The following is a 13,994-nucleotide window of genomic DNA, read 5'->3' as shown; positions in this document are numbered from 1 at the left end:
GTAGCAGATGGCTAAGCAACCAGGATTAGATTTTCAAAGTGCTAAAGGCGGGCTCGGCGAGCTGAAGCGCAGACTTTTGTTTGTAATCGGCGCGCTGATTGTCTTCCGTATCGGCTCTTTTATTCCGATTCCTGGTATCGATGCCACTGTGCTTGCCAAATTGCTCGAGCAGCAGAGAGGCACTATCATTGAAATGTTTAACATGTTCTCTGGTGGTGCCCTCAGCCGTGCTTCTATCTTTGCCCTGGGGATCATGCCGTATATTTCGGCGTCGATCATTATCCAGCTGTTAACGGTGGTTCATCCAGCGTTAGCAGAAATCAAGAAAGAAGGGGAGGCTGGCCGTCGCAAGATTAGTCAGTACACCCGTTACGGTACGCTGGTGTTGGCTATATTCCAGTCGATCGGTATTGCTACCGGTTTGCCGAATATGCCTGGTATGCAAGGTCTGGTGTTAAATCCAGGCTTTGCGTTCTACTTTACTGCAGTAGTGAGCTTGGTTACCGGGACAATGTTCCTGATGTGGCTGGGTGAACAGATTACTGAACGTGGTATCGGTAACGGTATCTCGATCATTATCTTTGCAGGCATTGTAGCGGGACTCCCGCCGGCTGTGGCCCATACTATCGAACAAGCCCGGCAAGGCGACCTGCACTTCCTCCTGTTGCTGTTGGTTGCAGTATTGGTGTTTGCAGTAACCTTCTTCGTTGTTTTCATCGAACGTGGTCAACGTCGTATCGTCGTTAACTATGCGAAACGTCAACAAGGTCGTCGTGTTTATGCAGCACAGAGCACACACTTACCGTTGAAAGTGAACATGGCAGGGGTTATCCCGGCAATCTTCGCTTCCAGCATTATTCTGTTCCCTGCCACGATTGCATCATGGTTTGGGGGCGGTACCGGTTGGAACTGGCTGACAACGATTTCGCTGTATTTGCAGCCAGGGCAACCGCTTTATGTGTTACTCTATGCGTCTGCAATCATCTTCTTCTGTTTCTTTTACACGGCGTTGGTTTTCAACCCGCGTGAGACAGCAGATAACCTGAAGAAGTCCGGTGCCTTCGTACCAGGAATTCGTCCGGGAGAGCAAACGGCGAAGTATATCGATAAAGTAATGACGCGTTTAACCCTGGTGGGCGCGATGTACATTACTTTCATCTGCCTGATCCCGGAGTTCATGCGTGATGCAATGAAAGTACCATTCTACTTTGGTGGTACCTCGCTACTGATCGTGGTTGTCGTCATCATGGACTTTATGGCTCAAGTGCAAACTCTGATGATGTCAAGTCAGTACGAGTCTGCATTGAAGAAAGCAAACCTGAAAGGCTATAACCGCTAACAGGTTCGTTTGAGAAGTTACGGAGAGTAAAAATGAAAGTTCGTGCTTCCGTCAAGAAATTATGTCGTAACTGCAAAATCGTTAAGCGTAACGGTGTCGTTCGTGTGATTTGCAGCGCCGAGCCGAAGCATAAACAGCGTCAAGGCTGATTATCTCGCATATTTTTCTTGCAAAGTTGGGTTGAGCTGGCTAGATTAGCCAGCCAATCTTTTGTATGTAGCTGCAACATTATTTGAGTATCCTGAAAACGGGCTTTTCAGAATGGTGTTGCCGTATAAAATAGTAGGAGTGCATAGTGGCCCGTATAGCAGGCATTAACATTCCTGATCATAAACATACCGTAATCGCCTTAACGTCGATCTTCGGAATCGGTAAAACCCGCTCACAGTCTATCTGTGCGTCTACGGGTATTGCTGAACATGTTAAGATCAGTGAGCTGTCTGAAGAGCAAATTGAACAGCTGCGTGAAGCAGTCGCCAAATTCACTGTAGAAGGTGATTTGCGTCGTGAAGTTACCCTGAGCATCAAGCGTCTGATGGATCTTGGTACTTACCGTGGTTTGCGTCATCGTCGTGGTCTGCCAGTTCGCGGTCAGCGTACTAAGACCAACGCACGTACCCGTAAGGGTCCGCGTAAACCAATCAAGAAATAATCAGGGTGATTGAATAATGGCAAAGGCACCTGTTCGTACACGTAAGCGTGTAAGAAAACAAGTCTCTGACGGCGTGGCTCATGTCCATGCGTCTTTCAACAACACCATTGTGACTATTACCGATCGTCAGGGTAATGCATTGGGTTGGGCAACTGCCGGTGGTTCTGGTTTCCGTGGTTCTCGTAAGTCAACTCCGTTTGCAGCTCAGGTTGCAGCCGAACGTTGTGCTGACGCAGTAAAAGAATACGGTATCAAGAATCTGGAAGTTATGGTTAAGGGACCGGGTCCAGGCCGCGAATCAACTATTCGTGCTCTGAACGCCGCTGGTTTCCGCATCACTAATATTACTGATGTGACTCCTATCCCTCACAACGGTTGTCGTCCGCCGAAAAAGCGCCGCGTATAACGTAAGCTTTTAGGTTTGTTGGAGAAAGAAAATGGCAAGATATTTGGGTCCTAAGCTCAAGCTTAGCCGCCGTGAGGGCACAGACTTGTTCCTGAAGTCTGGCGTTCGCGCGATCGATACCAAGTGTAAAATTGAGCAACCGCCTGGTCAACACGGTGCGCGTAAACCGCGTCTGTCTGACTATGGTGTACAGTTACGTGAGAAGCAAAAAGTTCGCCGTATGTACGGTGTTCTGGAGCGTCAATTCCGTAACTATTACAAAGAAGCAGCACGCCTGAAGGGCAACACCGGTGCAAACCTGTTGCAACTGCTGGAAGGTCGTTTGGACAACGTTGTTTACCGTATGGGCTTCGGCGCTACTCGTTCAGAGTCACGTCAGTTGGTTAGCCACAAAGCAATTATGGTAAATGGTCGCGTTGTTAACATCGCTTCTTATCAGGTATCTCCGAATGACGTAGTCAGCATCCGCGAGAAGGCTAAAAAGCAATCTCGTGTTAAAGCTTCTCTGGAGCTGGCTGAGCAGCGTGAAAAGCCGACCTGGCTTGAAGTTGATGCTGCTAAGATGGAAGGCGTGTTCAAGCGTATGCCTGAACGTACCGATCTGTCTGCGGACATTAACGAACACCTGATCGTCGAGCTTTACTCCAAGTAAGGCTTAGTACCAAAGAGAGGACACAATGCAGGGTTCTGTGACAGAGTTTCTAAAACCGCGCCTGGTAGATATCGAGCAAGTCAGTTCGACGCACGCCAAGGTGACCCTTGAGCCGTTAGAGCGTGGCTTTGGCCATACTCTCGGCAATGCACTGCGCCGTATTCTGCTTTCGTCTATGCCGGGTTGCGCGGTGACCGAGGTTGAGATTGATGGTGTACTGCATGAGTACAGCACCAAAGAAGGCGTACAGGAAGATATCCTGGAGATCCTGCTCAACCTGAAAGGGCTGGCGGTGAGAGTTCAAGGGAAAGATGAAGTTATCCTTACCCTGAATAAATCTGGCATTGGCCCTGTGACCGCTGCCGACATTACCCATGATGGTGATGTCGAAATCGTCAAGCCTCAGCACGTGATCTGCCACCTGACCGATGAAAACGCTGCTATCAGCATGCGTATCAAAGTTCAACGTGGTCGTGGTTATGTGCCGGCTTCTGCCCGAATTCATTCGGAAGAAGATGAGCGCCCGATCGGTCGTCTGTTGGTTGACGCCTGCTATAGCCCTGTAGAGCGTATTGCCTACAATGTTGAAGCAGCGCGTGTAGAACAGCGTACTGACCTGGACAAGCTGGTCATCGAAATGGAAACCAATGGCACGATCGATCCTGAAGAGGCGATCCGCCGTGCGGCTACCATCCTGGCTGAACAACTTGAAGCTTTTGTTGACTTACGTGATGTTCGTCAACCAGAAGTTAAAGAAGAGAAACCAGAATTCGATCCGATTCTGCTGCGCCCTGTTGACGATCTGGAATTGACTGTCCGCTCTGCTAACTGCCTTAAGGCAGAAGCTATCCACTACATCGGTGATCTGGTACAGCGTACCGAGGTTGAGTTGCTGAAAACGCCGAACCTGGGTAAAAAATCTCTTACTGAGATTAAAGACGTGCTGGCCTCCCGTGGACTGTCACTGGGCATGCGCCTGGAAAACTGGCCACCGGCAAGCATTGCTGACGAGTAACCGGATCACAGGTTAAGGTTTTACTGAGAAGGATAAGGTCATGCGCCATCGTAAGAGTGGTCGTCAACTGAACCGTAACAGCAGCCATCGCCAGGCTATGTTCCGTAACATGGCCGGCTCTTTGGTTCGTCATGAGATCATCAAGACGACCTTGCCAAAAGCAAAAGAGCTGCGTCGCGTTGTTGAGCCGCTGATTACTCTTGCCAAGACCGACAGCGTAGCTAATCGTCGTCTGGCATTCGCCCGTACTCGTGATAACGAGATCGTGGCAAAACTGTTTAACGAGCTGGGCCCGCGTTTCGCGAGCCGTGCCGGTGGTTACACTCGCATTCTGAAGTGTGGCTTCCGCGCAGGCGACAACGCGCCGATGGCATACATCGAGCTGGTTGATCGTGCTGAGTCTCAAGCAGAAGTAGCAACTGCAGAGTAATCTGTGGACGCGTGAAAAAACCGGGCTTGCCCGGTTTTTTTACGTCTATCGTCAGCCAAACGTGCGTTCTTTCCCCGCTAGACTTAAGTTCCCCGTCTCTATCCGCTATGCTAACGCTATTAACATGAGTACCGATTTCTTGCATGGTGAATATCAACGTGCACTGAGTGGAAAATTTTCACCGGAGAAAGAGTGATGCTTAAAATTGGCCAACTGGCAAAGCTTGCTGACGTGACCCCTGACACCGTGCGTTACTACGAGAAGCAGGGAATGATGGATCATAACATCCGTACCGAGGGCGGTTATCGGTTGTATAGTCAGCAAGACTTGCAGCGGTTACGTTTTATCCGTTATGCCAAACAACTCGGTTTTACATTGGAAACCATTGCTGAACTATTATCTATCCGGGTTGACCCTGTACATCATACCTGTCGGGAGTCGAAGTCGATCGTCGATGCACGGCTCAGTGAAGTAGAGAATAAGCTTAAAGAGCTGACCCGGATGCGTGAGTCGCTAAAGCGCCTCAGCGATGCTTGCTGCGGTAGCGCGCATACCAGCAATTATTGCTCGATTTTGGAAGCGCTAGAACAGGGTGCCAGTGATGAAAAGGCAAAAAAAGATGCCTGAAAGGGCTGGCGGCTCTTTAATTTTTACACGGGCAGCAGTATTATCGCCGTGATTTATATCCATACATAAACAAGGAGAATTACCATGACTAAATACCGTCATACCAAAGGCCAGATACAGAACAATGCCATTGAGGCACTGTTGCACGATCCGTTATTCCGCCAAAGGATTGAGAAAAATACCAAAGGGAAAGGCAGCTACCGGCGTAAAGATAAACACGCAAAAGGCGGTAACTGGGAGGCCAGTGGTAAACTATCAAAGGATAATTTACCACTGGCCTTCTGGTTTTAAGGCATTAAAAAAGCCATCTGAATAAGATGGCTTTTTAGTAATCCCAGATAAACTATTTTATAGTTTTGGCTGTTGCTGTTGGCTCAGTAAATCGCGAATTTCAGTCAGCAATTTTTCTTCTGCAGTTGGCGCAGGCGGCGCTGCCGGCGCTTCTTCCTGTTTACGGCGTACTTTATTCATTAATTTAATTGCCAGGAAAATAGCGAAGGCAACAATCACGAAATCGAAAATGGTTTGGATGAATGAACCGTAGTTCATCACTACTGCAGGAACCGCGCCTTGAGCTTCGCGCAATACCAGGTGGAATTGTTTGAAATCAACCCCACCGATCAGCAAGCCTAGCGGCGGCATGATGATATCTGCAACGAAAGACGATACGATCTTACCAAACGCCGCACCAATAATTACACCCACTGCCAAGTCAACCACGTTGCCACGCATGGCAAATTCGCGGAACTCTTTCATCATACTCATAGAACGCACCCCTTGCAGAATTTAATAACTCAAGTTTAACAAAGCAATTTCCCTTTGCCACAAAAGGAGCGAAAAGTTTTATCTCTTTCTATGGCAGAGAACAACCTCGCAATTATAGACCATTCATTACTACATTTGTTCTACAGGAAGAAAGGACTTGGCTGGAACAGCCGCTCAACGTCAGGAACGAATTTTTTATCGGTTATAAACATAATGACGTGATCGCCCTGTTCGATTTTGCTGTTGCCGTTGGCAATAATAACGTCATCACCGCGCACAATGGCGCCAATAGTAGTACCTGGCGGCAATTTAATATTTTCAACGGTGCGGCCAACCACTTTTGAGGTACTTTCGTCGCCGTGCGCAATGGCTTCGATGGCTTCCGCGACGCCGCGACGGAGTGAGGAAACGCTGACGATATCTGCTTTCCGCACGTGGCCCAACAGCGCTGAAATGGTGGCTTGTTGTGGAGAAATTGCAATGTCGATGACGCTGCCTTGTACCAAATCAACATAGGCACGACGCTGAATCAGCACCATTACCTTTTTGGCCCCCATACGTTTGGCGAGCATGGCGGACATGATATTTGCTTCGTCATCGTTGGTGATTGCGATAAAAACATCCACCTGATCAACATGTTCTTCTGCCAGCAGCTCCTGGTCAGAAGCATCGCCATAAAATACGATGGTGTCATGCAGTTGTTCGGCCAGCTCTGCGGCACGTTGCTGATTACGTTCAATCAGCTTCACGTTGTAAGATTTCTCCAACCTTTGCGCCAGGCCTGCGCCGACGTTGCCACCGCCAACAATCATGATGCGTTTATAGGGCTTTTCCAGTCGTTGCAACTCACTCATTACCGCACGGATATGCTGTGATGCAGCTACAAAGAACACTTCATCGCCAGCCTCGATAATGGTGGAGCCCTGCGGACGAATCGGTCGATCCTGACGGAAGATAGCGGCGACGCGAGTATCAATATGCGGCATATGCTCGCGCATTGAAGACAAGGCATTACCCACCAACGGCCCACCGTAGTAGGCTTTTACCGCGGCAATGCTGACTTTGCCCTCTGCAAAGTTGACCACCTGCAGCGCACCCGGATACTCAATCAATTTATAGATGTAGTCGATAACCAGCTGTTCTGGTGAGATCAGGTGGTCGATGGGTACCGCTTCAGGGTGAAACAGCTTCTCTGACTCGCGGATATATTCTGGCGCACGGATACGGGCGATTCGGTTAGGTGTATTAAACAGCGAGTAGGCAATCTGACAGGCAATCATGTTGGTTTCGTCCGAATTAGTGACGGCAACCAGCATATCGGCATCTTCCGCCCCCGCTTCCCGGAGTACACGTGGATGAGAGCCGTAGCCCTGAACGACCCGCAGGTCGAACTTATCCTGTAACTGACGCAGGCGGCCGGAATCGGTATCCACGACGGTAATATCGTTATTTTCACCCACCAGGTTTTCTGCCAGTGTCCCGCCAACCTGACCCGCGCCAAGAATAATTATTTTCATTCGCTTCTCTGCTTCACACTGAAACCGCTGAAGATTATCTGAAAGGGCGCAACAGCCGCGCCCAGAGTACTGAACAGCTACATTTTAATCAGCTTAGCGTAAAAGAAGCCATCCCCATCCTCTGGATGCGGAAGATTCTGTCGGCCAGGCTGCTGCTGGTTGCCGGTTTCAACCAGACGGGCATCGGCATGACGCTGGAGGAAGGCGCTAACCTGCTCAGCATTTTCTGCCGGCAAGATGGAGCAGGTGGCATACACCATCACTCCTCCGCTTTTGAGATGCGGCCAGATGGCCTCAATAATCTCGGCCTGCAGCGCGGCCAGTTCAGCGATATCACTGTCGCGTCGCAACCATTTAATATCTGGGTGACGGCGGATCACACCGGTAGCAGAGCAAGGAGCATCCAGCAAAATGCGATCGAATTGCTTGTCGCCGCACCATTGTTGCGGAGTGCGGCCATCGCCTTGCTTTACTTCGGCGTGTAAACGCAGACGTTGCAGGTTTTCTTTGACCCGCTTCAGGCGCTGTTCATCGATATCGACGGCCATCACATGGGCTTTGGGAGCCGCCTCTAAAATATGGGTAGTTTTTCCACCGGGAGCCGCACACAAATCGAGGATCTGTTCCCCGTCTTGCGGATCCAGCAGATCGACACAGCCCTGCGCGGAGGCATCCTGCACGGTGACCCAGCCGTCGGCAAAGCCTGGCAGGTCGGTAACGGCGCAGGGTGCCAGCAAACGTACCGCATCGCGATATTCGGCATGAGGTTCCGCGGCAATGCCCGCCTGTTCCATCAACTGCAAGTAGTCTTCGCGAGTATGATGCAAACGGTTGACGCGCAGCCACATTGGCGGCTTCTGATTATTGGCATCGATGATCTGCTCCCACTGTGCGGGATAGGCCTGCTGGATACGTTTCAACAGCCAGCTCGGGTGCAGATAGCGGCTGTCATTATTGGCAGCGCGTTGCAGTAATTCTTCTTGCTGGCGTTGGAACTGGCGCAATACGCCGTTGATCAGGCCCTTAAGCTGCGGGCGTTTCAGCGCTACTGCGCCTTCTACGGTTTCCGCCAGCACCGCATGAGCGGGGATACGGGTATACAGCAGTTGGTATAAGCCGACCATCAACAAATAGTGCAGCGTGCGCTGCTTGCCGGTCATTGGCTTGGCCATTAATTGTTGAATACACCATTCCAACTGTGGCAGGACGCGCAGGGTGCCAAAGCACAGTTCTTGCAGCAGAGCACGATCCTTGTCAGAAATGGTTTTTTGCAGTGACGGCAGGACAGTACTGAGTGACTGCCCCTGATCCAACACCTGACCGATGGCAATGGCTGCGATGCTGCGGAGATTGTAATTGTTTTTCATAGGCTAAAGCTGATAACGATCGGCATTAAGAAAGAAACAGCCCGGCGATTATTGGCCGGGCAGTGGGGGCGGTTTATAACCGGTTGCCCGGCGTAAACCATTCACGACGTGAGTTCAGCAAATCCTGAGCAGACATGGGTTTTTTGCCTGCCGGCTGCAGTTGAGTCAGGTTAAGAATGCCTTCGGCGGTCGCCACCTGAATACCGTGCTTGTCGGCATGGATGATGGTGCCAGGTTCTGCATCCGCGTTTTGTGTCAGCACCGTTGCCTGCCACACTTTCACCGGTTGATCGTCAATGGTGAAGTAACTGACTGGCCACGGGTTGAAGGCACGAACGCAGCGTTCAAGCTGCACGGCGGGCAGGTTCCAGTCCAGGCGGGCTTCTTCTTTGCTCAGCTTTTCGGCATAGGTGACCAGCGATTCATCCTGCACTTCACGTTTCGCCGTACCTGCAGCCATCTGCTGCAACGTGGTCAGCATGCCCTGCGGGCCGAGCTGCGCCAGTTTATCGTACAGGCTGGCGCTGGTGTCATCGGCTTCGATCGGGCAGGCAATCTTGTGCATCATATCGCCGGTGTCCAAACCCACGTCCATCTGCATGATGGTAACGCCGGTTTCATGATCGCCGGCCCACAGTGAACGTTGGATCGGTGCGGCTCCACGCCAGCGAGGCAGCAGTGAACCATGGACGTTAATGCAACCGAGTCGCGGCATATCCAACACCGCTTTGGGCAGAATCAGACCATAAGCCACGACCACCATGACATCGGCGTTGAGATCGGCAACCAGGTGCTGATTCTCTTCCGGGCGCAGTGATTTGGGCTGAAACACCGGTAAATGGTGCTGCTCGGCCAGAACCTTGACTGGGCTGGGCGTCAGCTTATTGCCGCGACCCGCAGGGCGGTCGGGTTGAGTGAAAACCCCGACAATCTGGTGCCCAGATGACAACAGCGCGTCAAGATGACGCGCTGCGAAGTCTGGAGTTCCGGCGAAAATAATCCGTAAAGAGTCAGACACGTTGATTTCCTGATCGGTTAGGCGCGGGCGTTAAGCTTGGCCATTTTTTCCAGTTTCTGACGGATACGCTGGCGCTTGAGTGGCGACAGGTAATCGACGAACAGCTTGCCTACCAGGTGGTCCATCTCATGCTGGATACAGATGGCCAACAGGTCGTCGGCTTCCAGCTCAAAAGGTTTACCGTCACGGTCCAGCGCTCTGATTTTCACAGCAGCGGCGCGCGGGACTAAAGCACGTTGTTCAGGAATGGAAAGGCAGCCTTCCTCAATCCCGGTTTCACCGCTTTTTTCCAGCAGTTCCGGGTTGATCAGCACCAGGCGCTGATCGCGGTTCTCAGAAACGTCAATGACGATAATACGCTGATGGATATCCACCTGTGTCGCAGCCAGGCCAATGCCTTCCTCTGCGTACATGGTTTCAAACATATCATCCACGATGCGCTGGATATTCGCATTGACTTCTTTTACCGGGGCCGCGACTTTGCGCAGCCGGTCATCTGGGTAATGTAATACCTGCAATACTGACATATATCTTGAGATCTGTATCCGAGTGATAAACGAGGTTTAGCTTCTATTCTAGACATTTCCCAGCCTGATTGACAGCATTGCGCACCAATTGCTCGAATTGGTAATACCACCATTTTCTGCGAGGGAACAGGCGATGCAGGCACAGGAAATCGGCTTACGGATGCGTGGGGTCACCGGGCTGGGGGCGGCGCAGGCCAGCCAGATAATACGGCAGATGGTGACGACTGGAGGAGAGCCTTATCTCCTGTTTCGGGAATTGGGGTTGAATGAGCGACAGCAGGCCCAGTTTCGTCAGGCCGATCCGCGCTATCTGGCGGCTACGCTTGCCTGGTTGGAACAGCCCGGCAACTTGATGTGGGTCTACGGTGAGGTCGGTTACCCAGAACTATTGCTCCCTATCGATGATGCTCCGCTGTTGCTGCTGGTAAAGGGAAATCCGGCTGCTGTGCAGCAGCCGCAAATCGCCATGGTAGGTAGCCGTCAGTTTAGTCATTACGGTGAACACTGGGCCAATTACTTTGCCACCGGATTAGTGCACTGCGGGTTTACCATCACCAGTGGGCTGGCGCTTGGCATTGACAGTATTTGCCACCGCGCGGCGCTGGCGGCGGAAGGAGGAACGGTAGCCGTATTAGGCAGCGGCTTGGACAACATCTATCCGCGCCGACATCGCCGCCTGGCGGAACGAATTGTTGAGAACGGTGGGGCATTGATCTCTGAATATCTGGTCACCGATCTGCCGATGCCAGATCATTTTCCTCGTCGTAACCGTATCATTAGTGGGTTGAGTCTGGGTGTGGTGGTGATTGAAGCCTCTTTGCGCAGTGGAACGCTGATTACCGCACGTTATGCGCTGGAGCAGGGGCGTGAAGTATTCGCTTTACCTGGGGCGCTGGGCAACCCGATGAGCGAGGGCACGCATTGGTTGATCCAACAGGGAGCCTATCTGGTAACTGGCCCGAAAGAGATCGCTGAACAACTGGGAAGTGGGCTGCATTGGCTGTCACTGAACGAAAATACAACTATTTGTGCGTCAGAGGCCGAAGTTGAATTGCCATTTGCCGATGTGTTGGCTAACGTAGGAGATGAGGTGACACCTGTTGACGTCGTCGCTGAACGTGCCGGCCAACCTGTGCCAGAGGTGGTAATCAAATTACTCGATCTGGAGTTAGCAGGGTGGATCGCAGCTGTACCCGGCGGCTATGTCCGAATAAGGAGGGCAGGCCATGTTCGACGTACTGATGTACTTGTTTGAAACTTATATCCACAATGAACCAGAGATGCGCGTCGATCAGGATCAACTGACTGATGATCTCGCTCAGGCGGGGTTTCATCGGGATGATATCTACAACGCGTTGAATTGGCTTGAAAAACTCGCCGACCTGCAGGAAGGCGAAAATGCGCCGTATTTTATGGATGCCGATCCGCTGGCAATGCGGATTTACACCGAAGAAGAAGGCGTGCGTTTGGATGCCAGTTGCCGTGGTTTCCTCCTGTTCCTGGAGCAGATTCAGGTATTGAACCTCGAAACCCGTGAAATGGTTATCGATCGTGTTATGGCTTTGGATAACACGGAATTCGATCTCGAAGATCTGAAATGGGTGGTGCTGATGGTGCTGTTTAATATTCCCGGATATGAAAGTGCCTATCAGCAAATGGAAGAACTGTTGTTTGAAGTAAACGAAGGTTATCTGCACTGAGCCGATAACATGCATAGAAGAAGTTATGACAAAAGCCGCGATTTTTGCCGCCAGGCAAAATGAACCCTGTCCGGAATGCGGGGCCGAGCTGGTGATCCGCAGTGGTCGCCACGGCCCCTTCCTCGGCTGTAGCCGTTACCCTGAATGCCAACATATCCGGCCGCTGAAAGCGCAGGCCGATGGCCATATCGTCAAAATGCTGGATGGACAGGAATGTCCAAAATGCCAGGCGACGCTGGCCTTGCGCCAGGGACGTTACGGCATGTTTATCGCTTGCAGTAACTACCCGGAGTGCGACCATACCGAGGTTATCGATAAACCTGACGAAACCAGTATCAGCTGTCCGCAGTGCGAACAGGGCAAATTGCTGCAGCGGAAATCGCGCTATGGCAAAGTGTTTCACTCATGCGATCGCTACCCTGAATGCCAGTTTGTTCTCAATTTTAAACCCGTTGCCGGTGAGTGTGAGTACTGCCACTATCCGTTACTGATGGAAAAGCGCACGGCGAAAGGTCCAACCCTTTGCTGTGCCAGTAAACTTTGCGGGAAACCCGTAGTAACCACAGAATAATGACATCATGAGCTCAGAATCCACAGCCATCTTCACGCCAATTATTGACGCACTGCATAATCAACAGGTCATTGCCTATCCGACCGAGGCGGTGTTTGGCCTGGGTTGCGATCCCGACAGCGAGCAGGCGGTTAATGCCTTATTGGCACTGAAACAGCGCCCATGGGAAAAAGGATTGATCCTGATTGCAGCGGATTACGCACAGTTAACACCTTATATAGATGACACCGCGTTGAACGAACAGCAACGCGCTACGATGTTTGCCAGCTGGCCGGGGCCGGTGACCTGGGTGATCCCTGCCCGGTCGGAAACCTCGCGTTTGCTGACCGGCCGTTTCAATTCGTTGGCGGTACGTGTTAGCGATCATCCGTTGGTACAGCAACTTTGTCGGCAGTTTGGCAAACCGCTGGTATCGACCAGCGCCAATCTCAGCGGGCAAGAGCCTTGTCGCAGTGTCGATGAAGTACAGCAGCAGTTTGGTGCCGCTTTCCCGCTGCTGGCCGGTAGCGTCGGTGGCCGTCTTAACCCTTCCGAAATCAGAGATGTCCTGACCGGTGAGCAGATCCGTCAAGGCTAGAGGCAACGTGCATGGAGAAGTTTGCAGTATTCGGTAACCCTATCGGCCACAGCAAGTCACCGCGTATTCATGCGCTATTTGCCGCGCAAACAGGGATAGAACATCCCTATGGCACTGTGCTGGCACCACTGGATGGTTTCGAAACCACTTTGCAGACGTTTATTCAGGCGGGTGGCAAGGGAGCGAACGTCACGGTGCCTTTTAAAGAAAATGCTTATGAAGCGGCGACCGAACTGAGTCAACGAGCCTCGCTGGCCGGTGCGGTAAATACCTTGAAGATACTGCCAGACGGTGGGTTACTGGGTGACAACACTGACGGGATCGGCCTGCTGACCGATCTTGAACGTCAGGGGTTGATCCAACCCAAGGATCGTATCCTGTTGGTGGGGGCTGGTGGCGCGGCACGTGGCGCGATCTTGCCGCTACTGTCTTTTGGTTGTGAAGTGGTGATCACCAACCGTACTTTTAGCCGTGCGCAGACATTGGCGCAGGTGTTCCAGCATCTGGGTGAAATATCCGCGTTACCCCTGGATCAACTTGATCAACAGCGGTTTGATTTAGTGATTAACGCCACGGCATCCGGTATCAGCGGTGACATCCCGGCGCTACCGGTTGGTACGGTCAATGGCCATACGCGTTGTTATGACATGTTTTATCAGCAGGGATTAACTCCGTTTCTGGCCTGGGCGCAGCAACAGGGTGCCACAGAATATGCCGACGGTTTAGGGATGCTGGTGGGGCAGGCCGCGCATGCGTTCCTGCTGTGGCATGGTGTGATGCCGGAGATCGAACCGGTATTACGCCAGCTGCGTCACGAACTGGCAGTGTAAC

At 51.8% G+C, this 13,994-nt stretch carries 19 protein-coding genes; 14 read left to right on the top strand and 5 right to left on the bottom strand.

Annotated features, from left to right (window positions below):
- Window positions 1–7: 7 nt before the first annotated feature.
- The 9 genes from secY (at window position 8) to ACSOSI_RS23835 (ending at window position 5,412) form a co-directional block, all read left to right on the top strand.
- Entirely contained in the window at window positions 8–1,339 is a 1,332-nt protein-coding gene (gene secY / locus ACSOSI_RS23875) for a preprotein translocase subunit SecY (RefSeq protein WP_004929740.1), read from the top strand.
- Window positions 1,340–1,371: 32 nt separating this feature from the next.
- Window positions 1,372–1,488, top strand: coding sequence for a 50S ribosomal protein L36 (gene rpmJ, locus ACSOSI_RS23870; RefSeq protein WP_002227352.1), 117 nt, complete (start codon window positions 1,372–1,374; stop codon window positions 1,486–1,488).
- Window positions 1,489–1,634: 146 nt separating this feature from the next.
- On the top strand, window positions 1,635–1,991 hold the full coding sequence (gene rpsM, locus ACSOSI_RS23865) for a 30S ribosomal protein S13 (protein WP_012147213.1): 357 nt from the start codon (window positions 1,635–1,637) through the stop codon (window positions 1,989–1,991).
- Window positions 1,992–2,007: 16 nt separating this feature from the next.
- Window positions 2,008–2,397 carry a 30S ribosomal protein S11 gene (rpsK, locus tag ACSOSI_RS23860; RefSeq protein ID WP_004951128.1) on the top strand — a complete coding sequence of 130 codons (390 nt, stop codon included), beginning with the start codon at window positions 2,008–2,010 and terminating at the stop codon, window positions 2,395–2,397.
- 31 nt (window positions 2,398–2,428) lie between these two features.
- A complete protein-coding gene (gene rpsD, locus ACSOSI_RS23855; RefSeq protein WP_012147212.1) occupies window positions 2,429–3,049 on the top strand; it encodes a 30S ribosomal protein S4 in 621 nt (206 codons plus the stop codon).
- Window positions 3,050–3,074: 25 nt separating this feature from the next.
- Entirely contained in the window at window positions 3,075–4,064 is a 990-nt protein-coding gene (locus ACSOSI_RS23850; protein WP_002919219.1) for a DNA-directed RNA polymerase subunit alpha, read from the top strand.
- A 40-nt stretch (window positions 4,065–4,104) separates the two neighbouring features.
- Window positions 4,105–4,494: a 50S ribosomal protein L17 gene (gene rplQ, locus ACSOSI_RS23845; protein WP_004929726.1), complete on the top strand. Its 390-nt coding sequence runs from the start codon at window positions 4,105–4,107 to the stop codon at window positions 4,492–4,494.
- Window positions 4,495–4,689: 195 nt separating this feature from the next.
- Entirely contained in the window at window positions 4,690–5,121 is a 432-nt protein-coding gene (gene zntR / locus ACSOSI_RS23840) for a Zn(2+)-responsive transcriptional regulator (RefSeq protein WP_012147211.1), read from the top strand.
- An 84-nt stretch (window positions 5,122–5,205) separates the two neighbouring features.
- Window positions 5,206–5,412, top strand: coding sequence for an alternative ribosome-rescue factor A (locus tag ACSOSI_RS23835; RefSeq protein ID WP_261422770.1), 207 nt, complete (start codon window positions 5,206–5,208; stop codon window positions 5,410–5,412).
- Window positions 5,413–5,469: 57 nt separating this feature from the next.
- On the opposite strand, the gene mscL is transcribed toward ACSOSI_RS23835, so the two are convergent.
- The 5 genes from mscL to def form a co-directional block, all read right to left on the bottom strand.
- Complete coding sequence (gene mscL, locus ACSOSI_RS23830; protein WP_012147209.1) at window positions 5,470–5,886, bottom strand: large-conductance mechanosensitive channel protein MscL; 417 nt, start codon at window positions 5,884–5,886, stop codon at window positions 5,470–5,472.
- 140 nt (window positions 5,887–6,026) lie between these two features.
- Window positions 6,027–7,403 (bottom strand): Trk system potassium transporter TrkA, encoded by a 1,377-nt coding sequence (trkA, locus tag ACSOSI_RS23825; RefSeq protein WP_012147208.1) that lies wholly within the window; start codon window positions 7,401–7,403, stop codon window positions 6,027–6,029.
- A 77-nt stretch (window positions 7,404–7,480) separates the two neighbouring features.
- Window positions 7,481–8,770, bottom strand: coding sequence for a 16S rRNA (cytosine(967)-C(5))-methyltransferase RsmB (gene rsmB / locus ACSOSI_RS23820; protein ID WP_012147207.1), 1,290 nt, complete (start codon window positions 8,768–8,770; stop codon window positions 7,481–7,483).
- A 73-nt stretch (window positions 8,771–8,843) separates the two neighbouring features.
- Window positions 8,844–9,788 (bottom strand): methionyl-tRNA formyltransferase, encoded by a 945-nt coding sequence (fmt, locus tag ACSOSI_RS23815; RefSeq protein WP_476706259.1) that lies wholly within the window; start codon window positions 9,786–9,788, stop codon window positions 8,844–8,846.
- 17 nt (window positions 9,789–9,805) lie between these two features.
- Complete coding sequence (def, locus tag ACSOSI_RS23810; protein WP_012147205.1) at window positions 9,806–10,315, bottom strand: peptide deformylase; 510 nt, start codon at window positions 10,313–10,315, stop codon at window positions 9,806–9,808.
- Window positions 10,316–10,448: 133 nt separating this feature from the next.
- Between def and dprA the strand changes: the two genes are divergently transcribed.
- From dprA to aroE, 5 genes are read left to right on the top strand one after another with little or no spacing between them, the layout of a single operon-like run.
- Window positions 10,449–11,570, top strand: coding sequence for a DNA-protecting protein DprA (gene dprA, locus ACSOSI_RS23805; protein ID WP_476706258.1), 1,122 nt, complete (start codon window positions 10,449–10,451; stop codon window positions 11,568–11,570).
- The gene (gene smg, locus ACSOSI_RS23800) at window positions 11,542–12,015 is read left to right on the top strand and encodes a DUF494 family protein Smg (protein WP_012147203.1); all 474 of its coding nucleotides are present in this window, start codon (window positions 11,542–11,544) and stop codon (window positions 12,013–12,015) included. Before dprA ends, smg begins: the two co-directional genes overlap by 29 nt.
- Window positions 12,016–12,040: 25 nt before the next feature.
- Window positions 12,041–12,586 (top strand): DNA topoisomerase family protein, encoded by a 546-nt coding sequence (locus ACSOSI_RS23795; protein ID WP_099065716.1) that lies wholly within the window; start codon window positions 12,041–12,043, stop codon window positions 12,584–12,586.
- A gap of 7 nt (window positions 12,587–12,593) precedes the next feature.
- Window positions 12,594–13,163: an L-threonylcarbamoyladenylate synthase type 1 TsaC gene (gene tsaC / locus ACSOSI_RS23790; RefSeq protein ID WP_115183626.1), complete on the top strand. Its 570-nt coding sequence runs from the start codon at window positions 12,594–12,596 to the stop codon at window positions 13,161–13,163.
- Between the two features lie 11 nt (window positions 13,164–13,174).
- Window positions 13,175–13,993 (top strand): shikimate dehydrogenase, encoded by an 819-nt coding sequence (gene aroE / locus ACSOSI_RS23785; RefSeq protein ID WP_012147200.1) that lies wholly within the window; start codon window positions 13,175–13,177, stop codon window positions 13,991–13,993.
- Window position 13,994 lies beyond the last annotated feature (1 nt).

The organism is Serratia sp. AR11 (genome assembly GCF_056376275.1).
Note: the sequence above shows the minus strand (reverse complement) of the source record. Positions and strands in the feature narration are given on the sequence as shown.

Bases quoted from the DNA above. Each gene is read 5' to 3' on its own strand.
- secY (WP_004929740.1), top strand. From the start codon at position 8: ATGGCTAAGCAACCAGGATTAGATTTTCAAAGTGCTAAAGGCGGGCTC.
- rpmJ (WP_002227352.1), top strand. From the start codon at position 1,372: ATGAAAGTTCGTGCTTCCGTCAAGAAATTATGTCGTAACTGCAAAATC.
- rpsK (WP_004951128.1), top strand. From the start codon at position 2,008: ATGGCAAAGGCACCTGTTCGTACACGTAAGCGTGTAAGAAAACAAGTC.
- rpsD (WP_012147212.1), top strand. From the start codon at position 2,429: ATGGCAAGATATTTGGGTCCTAAGCTCAAGCTTAGCCGCCGTGAGGGC.
- ACSOSI_RS23850 (WP_002919219.1), top strand. From the start codon at position 3,075: ATGCAGGGTTCTGTGACAGAGTTTCTAAAACCGCGCCTGGTAGATATC.
- rplQ (WP_004929726.1), top strand. From the start codon at position 4,105: ATGCGCCATCGTAAGAGTGGTCGTCAACTGAACCGTAACAGCAGCCAT.
- zntR (WP_012147211.1), top strand. From the start codon at position 4,690: ATGCTTAAAATTGGCCAACTGGCAAAGCTTGCTGACGTGACCCCTGAC.
- ACSOSI_RS23835 (WP_261422770.1), top strand. From the start codon at position 5,206: ATGACTAAATACCGTCATACCAAAGGCCAGATACAGAACAATGCCATT.
- mscL (WP_012147209.1), bottom strand. From the start codon at position 5,886: ATGAGTATGATGAAAGAGTTCCGCGAATTTGCCATGCGTGGCAACGTG.
- trkA (WP_012147208.1), bottom strand. From the start codon at position 7,403: ATGAAAATAATTATTCTTGGCGCGGGTCAGGTTGGCGGGACACTGGCA.
- rsmB (WP_012147207.1), bottom strand. From the start codon at position 8,770: ATGAAAAACAATTACAATCTCCGCAGCATCGCAGCCATTGCCATCGGT.
- def (WP_012147205.1), bottom strand. From the start codon at position 10,315: ATGTCAGTATTGCAGGTATTACATTACCCAGATGACCGGCTGCGCAAA.
- dprA (WP_476706258.1), top strand. From the start codon at position 10,449: ATGCAGGCACAGGAAATCGGCTTACGGATGCGTGGGGTCACCGGGCTG.
- smg (WP_012147203.1), top strand. From the start codon at position 11,542: ATGTTCGACGTACTGATGTACTTGTTTGAAACTTATATCCACAATGAA.
- ACSOSI_RS23795 (WP_099065716.1), top strand. From the start codon at position 12,041: ATGACAAAAGCCGCGATTTTTGCCGCCAGGCAAAATGAACCCTGTCCG.
- tsaC (WP_115183626.1), top strand. From the start codon at position 12,594: ATGAGCTCAGAATCCACAGCCATCTTCACGCCAATTATTGACGCACTG.
- aroE (WP_012147200.1), top strand. From the start codon at position 13,175: ATGGAGAAGTTTGCAGTATTCGGTAACCCTATCGGCCACAGCAAGTCA.